Here is a 17429-nt window from a genome sequence, read left to right as displayed (position 1 = left end):
GTTTCGGCGCCCCGCTCATTCCTGCGACGCTGGAGATTGGCGAAAGCCAAGGTGACGGCCAATCTCCCCCCAAGTGGGGGAGATGCCCGGCAGGGCAGAGGGGGGCGCCGTAGAGCTCCAGCGCAGGGAGATCTTTCATGACCTCGCCCAACTGGCTCACCATCACACGTGGCACAGCACCCCTGCTGGTCTCGATCCCGCACACCGGCATCGAGCTCGCCGGCCTCGAAGCCCGGCTGGTCTCGCCCTGGCTCGGCCGCCGCGATTGCGACTGGTGGATCGACAAGCTCTATGATTTCGCCACCGATCTTGGCGCCACGGTCGTCCACACCGCCATCTCGCGCACCGTCATCGACGTCAACCGTGACCCATCCGGCGTTTCGCTCTATCCCGGACAGGCGACGACTAGCCTGTGCCCGACGGATACCTTCGACGGCGATCCGCTCTATCGCATGGGCGAGGAGCCGACACCGTCCGAGATCGACAGGCGCCGCGAGGCCTATTTCAAACCCTACCACGCCGCCCTGCAGGCGGAGATCGACCGGCTGCGCGGCATGCACGAGAAGATTGTTCTCTACGACTGCCACTCGATCCGCTCGGTGCTGCCGCGCCTGTTCGAAGGCACGCTGCCGGTCTTCAACCTCGGCACCAATGACGGCAAGAGCAGCGATCCGGTGCTGCAGGAAAAGGTAGCGGCCATCCTTGCCGCGACCGGCGAGACCTGGGTGGTCAATGGCCGCTTCAAGGGCGGCTGGATCACGCGCCATTTCGGGCAACCCCAGAACGGTGTCCACGCGCTGCAGATGGAGCTTTCCAACCGCGGCTATATGCGCGAGCCCACGGAAAAGGGGGCGCCGGAGAACTGGCCGGTGCCTTACGACGCCACCTACGCCGCGCCGATCCGCGCCAGGCTGAAGAAGATCCTCGAAACCGCGATTGCCTGGGCAGCGCGCTGACGCGCCCGCCGCACCTCATCGAAAGGGAAGCGACCATATGACCGATCCACGCCACAACATCCGCGAAGTACGCGCGCCGCGAGGCGACAAGCTGAACGCCCGCTATTGGACGACCGAAGCGCCACTGCGCATGCTGATGAACAATCTCGATCCCGAAGTCGCCGAGAACCCGAACGAGCTGGTCGTCTATGGCGGCATCGGCCGGGCCGCGCGCACGTGGAATGATTTCGATCGCATCGCCGCTTCACTGAAGACGCTCGGCGAGGACGAGACGCTGCTGGTCCAGTCCGGCAAGCCGGTCGGCGTCTTTCGCACCCACAAAGATGCGCCGCGCGTGCTCATCGCCAACTCCAACATCGTGCCGCATTGGGCAACCTGGGAGAAGTTCAACGAGCTCGATAGGAAGGGCCTGATGATGTACGGCCAGATGACGGCCGGCTCCTGGATCTATATCGGCACGCAGGGCATCGTGCAGGGCACCTACGAGACCTTCGTCGAGGCCGGGCGCCAGCATTATGGCGGCAACCTCAAGGGCAAGTGGATCCTGACCGCTGGCCTTGGCGGCATGGGCGGCGCCCAGCCTCTGGCTGCCGTCATGGCCGGCGCGTGCTGCCTCGCCATCGAATGCAATCCGGACTCGATCGATTTCCGCCTGCGCACCCGCTATGTCGACGAGAAGGCCGAGACGCTCGAAGAGGCGATGGAAATGATCGAGCGCTGGACGAAGGCCGGCGAGGCGAAATCGGTTGGCCTGCTCGGCAATGCGGCCGAGATCGTGCCGGAGATGTTCAAGCGCGGCATCCGCCCCGATATCCTCACCGACCAGACGTCGGCGCACGACCCGATCAACGGCTATCTGCCGAAGGGCTGGACCATGGCCGAATGGCGCGAGAAGCGCGTCTCGGACCCCAAGGCAGTCGAGAAGGCCGCACGCGCCTCGATGCGCGAGCATGTCGAGGCGATGGTGGCGTTCTGGAATGCCGGCGTGCCGACGCTCGACTACGGCAACAACATCCGCCAGGTCGCCAAGGACGAAGGTTTTGAGAACGCCTTTGCCTTCCCCGGCTTCGTGCCGGCCTATATCCGTCCGCTGTTCTGCCGCGGCATCGGCCCGTTCCGCTGGGCAGCCCTATCCGGCGACCCGGAGGATATCTACAAGACCGACGCTAAGGTGCGCGAGCTCACCCCCGGCAACACGCACCTGCACAACTGGCTGGACATGGCCCGCGAGCGCATCTCTTTCCAGGGCCTGCCGGCGCGCATCTGCTGGGTCGGCCTCGGCGACCGCCATCGGCTCGGCCTCGCTTTCAACGAGATGGTGGCCAAGGGCGAGCTCAAGGCGCCGGTCGTCATCGGCCGCGATCATCTCGATTCCGGCTCGGTCGCCTCACCGAACCGCGAGACCGAAGCGATGAAGGATGGCTCCGACGCCATTTCCGACTGGCCGCTGCTCAACGCGCTGCTCAACACCGCCTCCGGAGCCACCTGGGTGTCGCTGCATCACGGCGGTGGCGTCGGCATGGGCTTCTCGCAGCATGCCGGCATGGTGATCGTCGCCGATGGCACGGCCGATGCGGCGAGGCGCCTGGAGCGCGTGCTTTGGAACGACCCGGCGACCGGCGTCATGCGCCATGCCGATGCCGGCTACGACATCGCCATCCAGTGCGCCAAAGAGCATCAGCTCAATCTCCCGGGCATTCTGGGCTGAAGCGATGCGTATCCTTCGTGCCGCCGGCTACCGCGTCATGCCGTGGAAGAATGGTGGCGGCACGACCACCGAGATCGCCGTCTCGCCGCACAGTGCCGGGCTCGACGATTTTGACTGGCGCATCTCGATGGCCCGCGTCGAGACGAGCGGGCCCTTCTCCAGCTTTGCCGGCATCGACCGTACTCTATCGGTGCTGGAAGGCGAGGGCATCGTGCTCGAGATTGCCGGCAGGTCGGCGTCGTGGCTGACCGCAGCCTCGGCGCCGCTGTCCTTTCCTGGCGACGTGCCGACCGGCGCCACCCTGATCGGCGGCGCGATCACCGACCTCAACGTCATGACTCGCCGGAGCCGGATGACCCACACGGTCGAGCGCCTGTCGCTCTCGGACGAAATGCGGGTTGAGCACAGCGTCGGCACGACTCTCGTTCTCCCGGTCGATGGCGGCGTGAAAGTCTTTGCCGACAGCGTATCGAGCCTCGGCCCGCTCGACGCGCTCATCCTCGACCGGGATAGCCCGGAACTGCGGCTGCAGCCCGAAGGGCAGGGGCATCTGTTCGTCGTCAGACTCTTAGATCTCGCCGTCAACGGTTAACGGCTGTTGCCAAACATGATCGCGGCAGGGGCGAATTATCGCCCGGCCCCTTGCATGTATCACGAAAAAGCCTGAATCCTTTCCCTGAACGGACCCGGGGCGGGAAGCGAGGGGCGTTCGCCCTTGAGTTGTCGAAAGGGGACGCCCCTATCGTGGAGCGCAACAAACTTTCGACCGGACCTGCCATGCAACCAATTGCATTTGAACCGGTTTTAGGGCCATTGCCGTGGCGGTCACGCCGCATCGCGCCCGCCTTACGGAATAATCGATGAACATTCAGACGAACCCCACCAAGATCGAACAGACAAGCGCTGGCTTCCCGATTGTCACGGAAGCGCCGGTACGCTCCAATTTCCTGCCAGAAGACCGGCTGCGCGCCCTGGGCGCCGCGCTCGCCGATGGCGAAGTCAGGGAATTGTTCGGGTTCTCGCCATTCGAGTTCCAGGCCCGCATCCGCGACAGCGCCAAGAAGATTCTCGAAGTCTACCGTTCGACCAATGCCGCGCAGGCCAAGGGCGAGACGATCACGCCCGCCGCGCAATGGCTGCTCGACAACAATTATTTGGTCGAGGAGACCATCTTCCAGGTCAAGCGCGACCTGCCGCGCCGCTTCTACCGTCAGTTGCCGACGCTCAAGCTTGCCGACGGCACCGTCCTGCCGCGCGCCTTTGCCGTCGCCTGGAGCTATGTCCAGCATTCCGACAGCGCGGTCTCGGCGACCATGTTCAAGGCCATCGTCGAGGGCTTCCAGTCGGTCGAGCCGCTGAAGATCGGCGAGCTCTGGGCGCTGCCGTCGCTGCTGCGATTCGTGCTGATCGAAAATCTCCGCCGCATCGCGGTGCGCGTCAACCGCACCAGGCAGATGCGTCAGATCGCCAATGAGGTCGCCGACCGCGTGCTCGCGACCGACGACAATGCCGACCGGACCAGGATCCTGTCGCACTATGCAACGCATGCGCAGGACACGACTTTCGCCACCCAGCTCCTCTACCGCCTGCGCGACGGCTCGCAGAATGCCGGCCGGGCGCTGGAATGGCTGGAGGGCGAGCTCGAGAAGACCGGCTCCGACGCCGAGGAGATCATCATCTCCGAGCATCAGACGCTGTCCAGCGGCAACGTCACCACCGGCAACATCATCCGCGGTCTGCGTCTCATCAACGACGTCGACTGGACGGTCTGGTTCGAGGGCGTCAGCCGCATCGACACCTTGCTGCGCCAGAAGACCGACTTCGCCGCGCTCGATTTCTTCTCGCGCGACCAGTACCGCACCGCGATCGAGCAGCTCGCACGCCGTTCCGAACTTTCCGAATACCGCGTCGCCGAAAAGGCGATCGAGCTTGCAGGCCACACGCCCGGGCTCACCGATGCGTCCGGCGTGCCCGAGACTGCCGATCCCTCCGTGCATACCGATGTCGGCTTCTTCCTGGTCGGGCCGCGTCGCCAGGAACTGGAGCAGGCGATCGGCTACCGGGCTCCCTTCTATGTCACCCTCAAGCGCGCCTTTGCCGCCACCGGCTGGCTGGGCATCGTCGTGCCGGTCTTCCTGCTGACGGTGCTGCTGCTTGTGCTGTCCGGCAATGCGCTTGCCCATCTCGGCCTCTCGGCGGAGTCGATCACGCTGATGCTGGCCCTGTTCGCGGTGCCTGCCAGCGAAGGCGCACTGGCCTTCTTCAACACCGTCGTGGCGCTCTTCCTCAAGCCGACGCGACTCGTCGGCTACGACTACAAGCACGGCATCCCTGCGGAGGCGCGCACCCTGGTCGTGGTGCCCTCGCTGATCGGCTCGCGCGACGACGTCGAGGAAAACATCCGCAACATCGAGGTGCATCATCTCGCCAACACGGCGGAAGAAATTCATTTCGCGCTGCTGTCCGACTGGCCGGATTCCAAGACCGAGATCGACGCCGCCGACATCGAGATCCTTCAATATGCCCGCGACGAGATCGCCAGGCTGAACGCCCGTTACCCGTCCGAAGGCGCGCCCCGCTTCTATCTCCTGCACCGCCGCCGGCTCTACAACCAGGCGCAGGGCTGCTGGATGGGCTGGGAGCGCAAGCGCGGCAAGCTGCACGAGCTCAATCTCCTGCTGCGCGGCGACAGCGACACCACCTTCCTGCCGCTCGATGTGCCGCTGCCGGAAAAAGTCACCTACGTCATGACGCTCGATGCCGACACGCGTACCACGCGCGACGCCGTCTCGACGCTGGTCGGCAAGCTCTCGCATCCGCTGAACCGTCCGCATTTCGACGCGGCGAAGCGTGTTGTCAGCGCCGGCTATACCATCCTGCAGCCGCGCATCACGGCATCGCTTACCAGCGGCGACGACGCCTCCTTCTTCCAGCGCGTCTTCTCGGCCAATCGCGGCCTCGACCCTTACGTCTTTGCCGTCTCCGACGTCTATCAGGACGTCTTCGGCGACGGTTCCTTCACCGGCAAGGGCCTCTACCATGTCGATGCCTTCGAAGCGGCGCTGAAGGGCCGCATCGAGGAAAACACCATCCTCAGCCACGATCTGCTCGAAGGCGCCCTGGCGCGCGCGGCGCTCGTCACCGACGTCGAGCTGGTCGAGGACTATCCGACCCGCTACTCCGTCGACGCCTCGCGTCATCATCGCTGGGCGCGCGGCGACTGGCAGTTGCTCGGCTTCATGTTCGACCCCCGCTCCGGCGTGCCGGCGCTGTCGCGCTGGAAGATGGTCGACAATCTGCGTCGCTCGCTGACCCCGATCTTCTGGGTGATGGCCTGTATCGCCGGCTGGACGCTGCTGCCTTTCACGCAGGCCGCGCAGTGGCAGGCGCTGTTGATCCTCAGCCTGTTCATGGCGCCGACCTTCGACATCGTGAATGGCATCTTGCCCAAGAGCGGGGACCAGACCCCGCGCGGCCATTTCTCGGCTTTAGCCCGCGATACCGTGTTCGGCACCGCGCTGGTGGCGTTGAAGGTGCTGTTGATGGCGCATCTCGCCTGGATGATGGGCGACGCTGTCGTCCGTACGCTCTACAGGCTCTTCGTCAGCCGCCAGAACCTTTTGGAGTGGCGCACCGCATCGCAGGCGCACAAGAGCGGCGGCAGCGATCTCGGCTCCTATTACAGCATGATGTACGGCGCCGTGATCATCGGCGTCGTTGGCCTTGCCGTTCCGGTGCTGGCCGATTCCACCGGCGCGTTCGTCGCCTTCTTCTTCGCGATTTTCTGGATCGGCTCGCCCGCCGTCGCCTGCTGGATCAGCCGCTCGGCCGAAACCGAGGACAGGTTGCGCATTTCGGCCTCCGACATCCATGCGCTGCGCACCGTGGCGCGCCGCACCTGGCATTATTTCGAAACCTTCGTGACGGCCGAGCATCACCATCTGCCGCCCGACAATTTCCAGGAAAGCCCGGCGCCGGTGGTGGCGCCGCGCACTTCGCCGACCAATATCGGCGTCTACCTGCTGTCGATCGTGTCGGCGCGCGATTTCGGCTGGGTCAGCCTGTCGGACGCCATCACCCGCATCGACGCCACGATGACCACCATCGAGAGCATGCCGCGCGACCGCGGGCATCTCTACAACTGGTACGACACGACGACGCTGAAGCCGCTCTATCCGCTCTATATTTCGGCGGTGGATAGCGGCAACCTTGCCGGCCACCTGGTCGCGGTCGCCGCCGCCTGCGCCGAATGGGCCGAGGCGCCTTCCGTCCATTTGCAGGGCGATTTCGAGGGCATCCTCGACACCGTCACCATCCTCGACGAAAGCCTGGAAGACCTGCCCGACGACCGCCGGCAGCTGCGGCCGCTGCGCCAGCGGCTTGCCGACCGCCTCGACGGCATGCGCCGCGCGGTGATGACCATCAAGGCGCAGCCCGAGATGGCCTCGATCCGCACCATCAACCTCGCGGTGCTTGCCGGCGAGATCCGCAAGCTCGCCACCGCCATCCACACCGAGGCGGCGTCGCCGAAGAGCGATGTCATCGCCGACTGGGCGGCGAGGCTGGAGGCGACGTGCGAGGCGCATGTGCACGATTCGCACAATGACGAAAGCGCGGTATCGGCGCTCCGCGCCAAGCTGCTCGCGCTGCGCGAGCGTTGCCGCCGCTATGCCTTCGAGATGGATTTCTCCTTCCTGATGCGGCAGGAGCGCAAGCTGCTGTCGATCGGCTACCGTGTCGAGGAGCACCAGCTTGACGAAAGCTGCTACGACCTGCTCGCCTCCGAGGCGCGGCTGACCAGCCTGTTCGCCATCGCCAAGGGCGACCTGCCGACGGAGCACTGGTTCCGGCTTGGCCGCCCGATCGTCGAGATCGGCTTCCGGGGCGCGCTGATGTCCTGGTCGGGCTCGATGTTCGAGTATCTGATGCCGCCGCTGGTGATGAAGGAGGCGCCGGGCTCGATCCTCAACCAGACCAGCAAGCTCATCATCAAGCGCCAGATCCAGTATGCGCGCTCGAAGAACGTGCCCTGGGGCATTTCTGAGGCGGCCTATAATGCCCGCGACCGCGAGCTCACCTATCAGTACACCAATTTCGGCGTGCCCGGCCTCGGCCTGAAGCGCGGCCTTGGCCAGAACACCGTGATCGCGCCTTACGCCACGATCCTAGCGGCGCAGTTCAACCCGCGCGAGGCGGTGCAGAATCTGATGCGGCTGCGCTCGATCGGCGCGCTCGGCCGCCACGGCTTTTACGACGCGGTCGATTTCACGCCGCAGCGCGTGCCGGAAGGCACCGACCACGCCGTGGTGCAGAACTACATGGCCCACCATTCCGGCATGTCGATCGCCGCCGTGGCGGATGCCATATTCGAGGGCCGGCTGCGCGAGCGCTTCCACAGCGATCCGGTGATCGAGTCGGCCGAATTGCTCCTGCAGGAGAAGGCGCCGCGCGACATCCCGGCCGCCACGGTCCGGACCGAGGCCGACGAGCGGTCGAAGGACGAAACCGAGACGGAGAGCCCCGACAGCCGCATCATCCTCGATCCGATAAAGGCGCTGCGCGCGACCAACGTCATGTCCAACGGCCGTTACTCGGTCATGGTCACCGCCACCGGCTCCGGCTACAGCCGCTTCGGCGAGCTGGCCGTCACCCGCTGGCAGCCGGACCCGAGCGTGGACCGCCTGGGCTCCTACATCTTCCTGCGCGACGCCGCGACCGGTGACTGGTGGTCGGCGACGGCCGAGCCGAAGCGCGCCGAGAACGAACGCGTGCAGACGCTGTTCGCCGACGACAAGGCGAGCTTCACCAAGTCGGTCGGCGCGCTGCGTTCGGAAGTCGAATGCATCGTGATTTCGGAAGGCAACGGCGAGGGCCGCCGCATCACGCTCTACAATGACGGCGCCACCGACCGGCATATCGAGGTGACCTCCTTCGCCGAGCTGGTGCTGGGCAACGAGGCCTCGGACAACGCCCATCCGGCGTTCTCGAAGATGTTCGTCGAGACCGAGATCGCCGCGAACAACGGCGCGATCTTCGCCACCAGGCGCAAGCGCGACAAGAACGAACCCGACCTCACCATGGTGCATTTCGTCACCGATCCGTCGGGCCCCTCGCGCGACGCCGAGGCCGAGACCGACCGGCGCGCCTTCATCGGCCGCGGCCGCACCATTGCGGATGCCGTGGCTTTCGATCCCGGCTTCAGGCTTGCCGGCAACCAGGGCTTCACGCTCGACCCGGTGGCGGCGCTCCGCCGCCAGGTGCGCGTGCCGGCGAACAAGAAGATCTCACTGACCTTCTGGACCGTCGTCGGTGCCAACCGCGGCGAACTCGACGAGGCGATCGGCCGCCTCGACCATCAGGAAAGCTTCGCCCGCCAGGCGATGCTCGCCTGGACGCGCAGCCAGGTGCAGACGCGTCATCTCGGCCTCAGCCTGACCGACGCCGCCAATGTGCAGAAGCTGGCGCGCTACCTGATCTATCCCGATCCGTTCCTGCGCCTGCCGGCTGAATCCATCGCGTCCGGTCTCGGCCGCCAGTCGAGCCTCTGGCCGACCAGCATCTCCGGCGATTTCCCGATCTTCCTGGTGCGCATCGGCGACGTCGCCGATCTCGAGATCGTCGCCCAGGCGTTGCGCTTCCAGGAGTATATGCGCGCCCGCGGCATGATGATCGACTTCGTCGTCGTCAACGAGCAGGCCTCCTCCTACGTGCAGGATCTGCAGCGCGCGGTGGAAACGCTGTGCGAGAACAGCCGCCTGCGTGGCCGCGAGCTTGGGCCCCGCCAGCACATCTTCGCCGTGCGCCGCGACCTGATGGACGAGCCGACCTACAAGACCTTGTTGTCGGTCGCGCGCGTCGCGCTCCACACCCGCAACGGCACCATCTTCGACCAGCTCGAGCGAGCGGAGACGGCGGCATTGCAGGCCCGCGACGCCCTGCAACAAGGGGAAGGCATTCCGGCCCGCCAGCCGTCGCCATCATTGCCTGAGCCGACGCCGGCAAGCCAGGGAGCCGATATCGCGGCCGACGGCGCCGGCCTCACCCTCTGGAACGGTTTCGGCGGCTTCGAGGGCGATGGCCGCCACTATGTGACGCGGCTGACCGGACGCCGCACGACGCCGCAGCCCTGGATCAACGTCATCTCCAATGCTTCCTTCGGTTTCCACGTTTCGGCCGAAGGCGCGGGCTTCACCTGGAGTCGCAATAGCCGCGACTATCAGCTGACGCCTTGGTCCAACGACCCGGTGTCGAACCAGCCTGGTGAGGGCTTCTATATTTACGATCAGTTGAGCGGCAAGGCGTTCTCACCCATGGCCGCCGTGGTGCGCGATCCCTCGATGACCTACGAGACCTGGCACGGACAGGGTTTTTCTACCTTCCGCTCGAAGCGCGGGCCGCTGTCGATGGACCTGACGCAGGTGGTCGACCCGGTGGATCCGGTCAAGATCACCCGGCTGCGCATCCAGAATGCCGGCCCGGCGCCGGCAAGGCTGCGCGTCTATGCCTATGCCGAATGGGTGCTCGGCGGCCATCGCTCGCGCACGGCGGCGACCATCGTGCCGTCGCGGGACGCCGCGACCGGCGCCATGCTGGCGCAGAACCCCTATGGGCTCGATTTCGGCGAGCGGGTGGCTTTCCTCGCCGCCACGGCTCCTGTCCATTCGGTGACCGCCGATCGCGCGGAGTTCATCGGCAGGCACGGCACGACCGAATATCCGCAGGCCGTGCTCGGCGGAGTCGCCCTGTCCGGCCGCGTCGAGGCCGGCGACGATCCCTGCGCGGTGATCGCCAGCGACGTCGACATTCCAGCCGGCGGCGACGTGACGCTGTTCTGGCTGCTCGGCGACGCGGCCACCACTGCCGAGGCGAGCGCCTTGGTGCAAGCCCATCGCGGCAAGGATTTCGACCATCGCCTGGCCGACAACGAACGCGTCTGGCGCGGCTTCCTCGACACCATCCAGGTCGAGACGCCGGACAAGGCGCTCAACGCCATGGTCAATCACTGGCTGCCTTACCAGAGCCTTGCCTGCCGCATCCGCGCCCGCTCGGCCTTCTACCAGGCGAGCGGCGCCTTTGGCTTCCGCGATCAGTTGCAGGACACGCTGGCCTTGCTGTCGCACGATCCGAAGCTGGCGCGCGATCAGATCCTCAACGCCGCCCGCCGGCAGTTCCAGGAAGGCGACGTGCAGCACTGGTGGCTGCCGCGCACCGATGCCGGCGTGCGCACCATGATCTCCGACGACGTGGTTTGGCTGGCGCACGCCACCGCCCGCTACGTCGAGGTGACGGGCGATGCCGCGATCCTCAAGGAGCAGATCCCCTTCATCGACGGGCAGGAACTCGGCGAGGGTGAGCACGACGCCTTCTTCACGCCCGAGATCACCAAGACCACTGCTTCGCTCTACGACCACTGCGCGCGGGCGCTCGACCTTGCCATCAAGCGCAGCAGCCCGGCCGGCTTGCCTCTGATCCTGGGCGGCGACTGGAACGACGGCATGAACCGTGTCGGCGAGGGCGGCAAGGGCGAGAGCGTGTGGCTGGGCTGGTTCCTCTTGAAGACGCTGGGCGACTTCGCCCCAGTCGCCAAGGGACAGAGCGATGCCAAGCGGGCGCAGGCCTGGGCGAAGCACGCGGAGGTGTTGAAGCGGGCGCTGGAGAGCACTGCCTGGGATGGTCAGTGGTACCGGCGCGGCAGCTTCGACGACGGCACGCCGCTCGGCTCGCGAAGCTCCGACGAGTGCAAGATCGACTCCATCGCCCAATCCTGGAGCGTGCTCTCTGGCGAGGGCGACCCGGCGCGCTCGACCACGGCCATGGAGCAGGCGACGAAAATGCTCGTCGACGACAAGCTCAAGATCGTCAAGCTGTTCACGCCGCCCTTCTCGAACAGCGAGCAGGACCCCGGCTACATCAAGAGCTACCCGCCCGGCGTGCGCGAGAATGGCGGCCAATACACCCATGCCGCGACCTGGTTTGTGATCGCGCTGGCCGAGATGGGTCGCACCGACGAGGCCTATCGTTGCTTCTCGATGCTGAACCCGGTCAACCACGCCTCGGACGAGGCCGCGGCCGAGCATTACCGCGTCGAGCCTTATGTGGTGGCGGCCGACATCTACGCCGGCGAAGGAAAAGGCGGGCGCGGCGGCTGGACCTGGTACACGGGCTCGGCAGGGTGGCTCTACCGGGCGGCTGTCGAGGGAATCCTGGGCATCGAGCGGCGCGGCAAGCAGATCACGTTTAGGCCGAAGCTGCCTGGACACTGGGACGGCTACGCGGCGACGCTCAAACTGCTCGACGGCGAAATCAAGGTCCGCGTCATCCGCGACAAAAAGACCAAGTCGATCTCGCTCGAAGTCAATGGTTCGAAGACAAAATCGGGATCTTTCGAGCCGAAGCCCGGCGAGAAGACCGAGGTGGTCGTCAAGATACCTGCGTAAAATCAACGATTTGGCTCAAAGGCCGCGCGTCCCCAAAGATGCGCGGCCAAGCTTGGCGTTTTACTTGGGCGCGACCCCGGACAGCGTCCTTCAAGCTCCTTTAGACCCGGCTAAGCAAGCGCCTGATGATTAAAAATGTGGCAGCGCGCGGCAAGTGCCATTATTTTGCCGCAAGGCTGACATTTCACCTTTTATCTCAAACCGTTAGGTGATCACGCCAGATTTCGCACCGTCGTCATCTTTTGTTCGCTAAATGGGAACGGAAGCGATAGACGGGCATTGTTTTGCGACGCGTTAACCGGTACGTGTCAATGAATGCTGCAGTGCACAATGCCGGAATTGAGCACACAAACAAGAGTTTGGCGGAGTAGCTGAAGTGTCACTTCTGCAAATCTACTGGCGAGCACTGGGTTATCTGGCGGCTGACAAGAAGCGCGTTGCGCTGATCTGCGTCGCCAACGTCGCGCTGGCTGCCATCGCAATCCTCGAGCCGATCCTGCTCGGCCGGGTGATCGGTGCCATCTCCGAAAAAGGTCCGGTGTTTTCGACGCTCGCCGTCTGGGCCGCTCTCGGTGCCTTCAATGTCGTCGCCTTCGTGCTGGTGGCACGCGGCGCCGATCGCTTCGCCCATGCCCGCCGCTCGGAGGTGCTGTGCCAGTCCTTCGAGCGCGTCATCACCATGCCGCTTGCCTGGCATCACCAGCGCGGCACCTCCAATTCGCTGCATACGCTGCTGCGCGCCGTCGAAACGCTGTTCAGCCTGTGGCTCGAATTCATGCGCGTGCATCTGTCGACGGCCATCGCGCTGGTGCTGCTGGTGCCGACCGCGCTCGCCATGGACATCCGCATGACCATCGTGCTGCTCGGCCTCGGCGTGCTCTACGTTGCCATCGGCCGTATCGTCATGCGCCGCACCAAGTCGGGGCAGACCGCCGTCGAGCGCCACTACCACACCGTCTTTGCCCATGTGTCCGACAGCGTCAGCAATGTCGCCGTGCTGCAGAGCTACAACCGCATCGGCCATGAGACCGCCACGTTGAGGCGTTACGTCAAAAACCTGCTCGACGCGCAGAACCCTGTGCTCGACTGGTGGGCGATCGCCAATGCGCTGAACCGCCTGTCGTCGACCATCTCGATGATGATCGTGCTGTCGATCGGCGCCTATCTCGTCACGCGTGGCCAGCTCCGCGTCGGCGATGTCGTCGCCTTCACCGGCTTTGCCGGAATGCTGATCGCCCGTCTCGACCAGATGTCGGCCTTCACCACCCAGATCTCCGAGGCGCGCGCCAAGCTCGAGGACTTCTATCGCCTCGAGGACTCGGCCGCCGAAACCGTCGAGCCCGATGGCCTGCGCGAGCTGACCAACGTCACCGGACATGTGCGGTTCGAGGACGTCAGCTTTGAGTTCGCCAACTCCGGCCACGGCATCGAGGACGTGTCATTCGAGGTGCCGGCCGGCAAGACCGTCGCCATCGTCGGCCCGACCGGCGCCGGCAAGACGACGCTCATCAACTTGCTGCAGCGCGTCTTCACGCCGTCCAGTGGCCGCATCCTGATCGACGGCATTGACACCCGCACGGTCACCCGCAAGTCGCTACGCCACTCGATCGCCACCGTCTTCCAGGACGCCGGCCTGCTCAACCGCTCGATCGAGGACAACATCCGCGTAGGTCGCGCCGATGCGAGCAATGACGAGGTTCACGCCGCGGCGGACGCCGCCGCCGCGCAGGACTTCATCCTGGCCAAGAGCAGCGGCTACGATACCGTCGTCGGCGAGCGCGGCGGCCAGCTGTCGGGTGGCGAGCGCCAGCGCATCGCCATTGCCCGCGCCGTGCTGAAGGATGCGCCGATCCTGGTGCTCGACGAGGCGACCAGCGCGCTAGACGTCGAGACCGAGGACCGCGTCAAGGAAGCGATCGACGAGCTGCGTCGCGACCGCACCACCTTCATCATCGCTCACCGCCTGACCACGGTCCGCGACGCCGACCTGGTGGTCTTCATGGACAAGGGCAAGGTGGTCGAATATGGCGGCTTCACCGAGCTGTCGCTGCGCAACGGCCGCTTCGCCGCCCTCTTGCGCGCCGGCGGCCTGCTCAACGACGAGGAAGTCCGCCGCCTCAGCCGCCCGGTCAACGAAGCGGCGTAAGCTCTTCCCTTCTCCCCTTGTGGGAGAAGGTGTCGCCGAAGGCGACGGATGAGGGGTGTTCCAGGGAACGCCAACGTCTCACTCCGCTGGAACACCCCTCATCCGTCTCGGCGCTGCGCGCCGATCCACCTTCTCCCACAAGGGGAGAAGGGAAGGCTGCGACAACCGTCCAATTGCCCCGGGCACATTGCCGGTCTATTTAGGTCGGCATGAGCGACACCACCTCACGCCTCTCAGGCTGGACCGATCTCGCCAACCCGACGCGCTTCGTCGGGCTGGCCGACAAGGTCATTCCGTGGCTGGCGGCGATTGCCGCCATCCTGCTCGGCGTCGGCCTCTATATGAGCTTCACCGCGCCGGAGGATTTCCAGCAGGGCATCACGGTGCGCATCATGTATATCCATGTGCCTTTCGCCTGGCTCGCCATGATGTGCTACACGATCATGGCGATCTCGGCGCTGGGCACGCTGGTCTGGCGCCATCCGCTGGCCGATGTGGCGCTGAAATCGGCCGCCCCGATCGGCGCCACCTTCACCGCGCTGGCGCTGATCACCGGCTCGATCTGGGGCAAGCCGATGTGGGGCACCTGGTGGGTGTGGGACGCGCGGCTGACCTCGGTCTTCGTGCTGTTTTTGATGTATCTCGGCATCATCGCGCTGACGCGCGCGCTGGATGACGCCGGCCGCGCCGCTTGGGCCGCCGCCATCATCACGCTAGTCGGCTTCATCAACATCCCGATCATCAAGTTCTCGGTCGACTGGTGGAACACGCTGCATCAGCCAGCCTCGGTCTTCCGCCTCGGCGGCCCGACCATCGACCCCTCGATGCTGTGGCCGCTTGCGGTGATGGCGCTCGGCTTCACCGTGCTGTTCTTCGCGCTGCACCTGATGGCGATACGTACGGAAATCTTCCGCCGACGCGTGACTGCGATGCGCAGGGTTGCGGCGAGGCAGGCGGAGAGGGCTCCCCCTTCTCCCCTTGTGGGGTGAGAAGCGGTCCGCGTAGCGGACGAAAAGCCAATTGCTTGGCTTTTCGAGCTTCGAACGCCCTGAGCCAGCGAAGGGCCGGGTAGTGTCGCCGAAGGCGACGGATGAGGGGTGTTCCAGGGAACGCCAACGCCTCACTCCGCTGGAACACCCATCGTCCGTCTCGGCGCTGCGCGCCGATCCACCTTCTCCCACAAGGGGAGAAGGGAAAGGCGCTTCTTCGTCACCCCATCCTGCCACGCGCCGCCACCGGCAGCGATTCCAGCACCTTGTCGCCGCCGATCAGATGCACCTGATCGAACAAATTCGTCACCACGCAGCAATGGTCGGGCACCACGCGCACACGCTCGCCGATGCGAAGCCTGGCGCCTTCCGCGAGCGTGACATTTCCATGCTCTTCACTGAGGCCCGTGACGCGGGCGCCGGGCATGCCGAGCAACTCGCCGAAATCGGGCAATCCCAGTGTATCGGAGGACAGCGCCTTGCTGCCGCTGTCTAGGATGGCGCGGGTCGGCGTCGGGTGGCTGACCACGGTTGCGAGCACCGTCAGCGCGCAGTCGTCGAGCGTGCCGACGCCTTTGGCGACCTGGTAGCGGTCAAGATAGATATAGGTGCCGGGCCGGTATTCGGTGACGACGCTGTCCTCGCCCGAGCGCCACATGTCCGGAGTGCCGCCGCTGGAGATGCGCCGGCATTCGAGCCCGGCCGCGGCGAGCGCGTCGCGCGCGCTTCTCAGCCAAGCCTCCGCTTCGGCGGCGCGGCCAGCCGCCGGATAGGTCATCAGCCCGCCGAAGGTCAGGCCCTTGGCCTGGTCGATCACTTTCGCCAACGCCAGCGCTTCGGCCGGGCTCTGCACGCCGCAACGGCCCATGCCGGTGTCGCACTCGACCAGCACCTGTAGCGGATGGCCGGCATCGGTGAAGATGGCGGCAAGCCCTTCCAGCGTCTCGTGGCTGTCCGCCGTCACCGAGAGCGTGACGCGGCCGTGCAGCGCCTTCAGGCGTTCCAGCTTGGCGCGGCCAAGAATGTTGTAGGGTAGAAAAATGTCGGTTAGTCCTGCATCGGCCATTACCTCGGCCTCGCCGATCTTCTGGCAGGTGATGCCGACGGCGCCGGCCGCGACCTGCTTCTTTGCCCAGTAAGGCAGCTTGTGCGTCTTGATGTGCGGCCGGAGCTTCAGCCCGTGGCGGTCGGCATGCGCCTGCGCCTTTTTGATATTGGCTTCGGCGCGGGCCGCATCGATCAAAATCGCCGGCGTGTCGAGGTCGTCTATGCTTGCCATGAAGATCACCGTTCAAAGCATGTCTCCCAAAAGTGGGAACCGGTTTCGGGACAAGGACATGCACAAAAAATCAAAAGACCGGTGGAGGTTATGGGCCTGATCCGGCCGGATGTCACCGGGCCAGAGCCGTCAGTTTGCGTCGACAGCGGAACGGCATTGGGCTATTCGGGTTGGCGGATTTCAGCAGGCAGCGGCCGGAAGGAAACAGGACCATGAAACGCTCCAAAATCAACGACATCATCCGTGACGCCGACGCCTTCATCCGCTCCTTCGGCTACATCATGCCGCCCTTCGCCTATTGGAGCCCGGAAGAGATGAAGGCGCACAAGGGCGACTCCGCGGCGATTTTCACCTCGCGCCTCGGCTGGGACATCACCGACTACGGCCAGGAGAAGTTCGACGAGCTCGGCCTCTTCCTGTTCACCGTCCGCAACGGCCGATACGAGGACATGAAGCTCGGCATGGGCATGCTTTACGCCGAGAAGATCATGATCTCGCGCAAGGACCAGCTGTCGCCGATGCACCGCCACAACATCAAGGCCGAGGACATCATCAACCGCGGCGGCGGCAAGCTGGTGCTGGAACTGTTCATGCACGACCGCGACGGCGGCATCGACCCGAAGGCCGAAGTATCGGTGCCGGTCGACGGCACCATGACCAGATTGCCGGCGGGCGGGCTCCTGAAGCTCGATCCGGGCCAGAGCGTCACGCTTTTGCCCGGCGTCTGGCACGCCTTTTGGGCCGAGGGCAAGGACGTGCTGATTGGCGAGGTCTCGACCGTCAATGACGACCTCACCGACAACGTCTTCCGCGAGCCGATCGGCCGCTTCTCCAACATCGACGAGGACGTCGCGCCGGTTCACCTCCTGGTGTCCGACTATGAGAAGTGGGTGGGATAGGCGAGGGCAGCCGCG

At 65.3% G+C, this 17429-nt stretch carries 8 protein-coding genes; 7 read left to right on the top strand and 1 reads right to left on the bottom strand.

The window, feature by feature from the left end; all coding sequences use genetic code 11:
• Positions 1–137 precede the first annotated feature (137 nt).
• The 6 genes from hutG to ABID26_RS12035 all read left to right on the top strand — a co-directional run bounded on the left by hutG (position 138) and on the right by ABID26_RS12035 (position 15236).
• The gene (gene hutG / locus ABID26_RS12060; RefSeq protein WP_126100043.1) at positions 138–956 is read left to right on the top strand and encodes an N-formylglutamate deformylase; all 819 of its coding nucleotides are present in this window, start codon (positions 138–140) and stop codon (positions 954–956) included.
• A gap of 37 nt (positions 957–993) precedes the next feature.
• A complete protein-coding gene (gene hutU, locus ABID26_RS12055; RefSeq protein WP_126100044.1) occupies positions 994–2664 on the top strand; it encodes a urocanate hydratase in 1671 nt (556 codons plus the stop codon).
• Positions 2665–2668: 4 nt separating this feature from the next.
• Entirely contained in the window at positions 2669–3256 is a 588-nt protein-coding gene (locus ABID26_RS12050; protein WP_126100045.1) for a HutD/Ves family protein, read from the top strand.
• 268 nt (positions 3257–3524) lie between these two features.
• The gene (locus ABID26_RS12045) at positions 3525–12101 is read left to right on the top strand and encodes a GH36-type glycosyl hydrolase domain-containing protein (protein WP_354415496.1); all 8577 of its coding nucleotides are present in this window, start codon (positions 3525–3527) and stop codon (positions 12099–12101) included.
• 376 nt (positions 12102–12477) lie between these two features.
• Positions 12478–14247 carry a glucan ABC transporter ATP-binding protein/ permease gene (locus tag ABID26_RS12040; RefSeq protein ID WP_126100047.1) on the top strand — a complete coding sequence of 590 codons (1770 nt, stop codon included), beginning with the start codon at positions 12478–12480 and terminating at the stop codon, positions 14245–14247.
• A gap of 209 nt (positions 14248–14456) precedes the next feature.
• A complete protein-coding gene (locus tag ABID26_RS12035; RefSeq protein WP_354415492.1) occupies positions 14457–15236 on the top strand; it encodes a heme ABC transporter permease in 780 nt (259 codons plus the stop codon).
• 220 nt (positions 15237–15456) lie between these two features.
• Here the strand turns inward: ABID26_RS12035 and ABID26_RS12030 are convergent, their stop codons facing one another.
• Positions 15457–16515 (bottom strand): D-TA family PLP-dependent enzyme, encoded by a 1059-nt coding sequence (locus tag ABID26_RS12030; RefSeq protein WP_354415490.1) that lies wholly within the window; start codon positions 16513–16515, stop codon positions 15457–15459.
• 212 nt (positions 16516–16727) lie between these two features.
• On the opposite strand from ABID26_RS12030, the gene ABID26_RS12025 reads away from it, so the two are divergent.
• On the top strand, positions 16728–17414 hold the full coding sequence (locus ABID26_RS12025; RefSeq protein WP_126100050.1) for a D-lyxose/D-mannose family sugar isomerase: 687 nt from the start codon (positions 16728–16730) through the stop codon (positions 17412–17414).
• Positions 17415–17429: the final 15 nt, after the last annotated feature.

Origin of the sequence: Mesorhizobium shonense, from assembly GCF_040545255.1 — a bacterium.
Classification (GTDB): Bacteria; Pseudomonadota; Alphaproteobacteria; order Rhizobiales; family Rhizobiaceae; genus Mesorhizobium; species Mesorhizobium shonense.
This window is presented reverse-complemented; position numbering and strand designations above follow the sequence as displayed.

Bases quoted from the DNA above. Each gene is read 5' to 3' on its own strand.
- ABID26_RS12050 (WP_126100045.1), top strand. From the start codon at position 2,669: ATGCGTATCCTTCGTGCCGCCGGCTACCGCGTCATGCCGTGGAAGAAT.
- ABID26_RS12025 (WP_126100050.1), top strand. From the start codon at position 16,728: ATGAAACGCTCCAAAATCAACGACATCATCCGTGACGCCGACGCCTTC.
- ABID26_RS12045 (WP_354415496.1), top strand. From the start codon at position 3,525: ATGAACATTCAGACGAACCCCACCAAGATCGAACAGACAAGCGCTGGC.
- hutU (WP_126100044.1), top strand. From the start codon at position 994: ATGACCGATCCACGCCACAACATCCGCGAAGTACGCGCGCCGCGAGGC.
- hutG (WP_126100043.1), top strand. From the start codon at position 138: ATGACCTCGCCCAACTGGCTCACCATCACACGTGGCACAGCACCCCTG.
- ABID26_RS12035 (WP_354415492.1), top strand. From the start codon at position 14,457: ATGAGCGACACCACCTCACGCCTCTCAGGCTGGACCGATCTCGCCAAC.
- ABID26_RS12030 (WP_354415490.1), bottom strand. From the start codon at position 16,515: ATGGCAAGCATAGACGACCTCGACACGCCGGCGATTTTGATCGATGCG.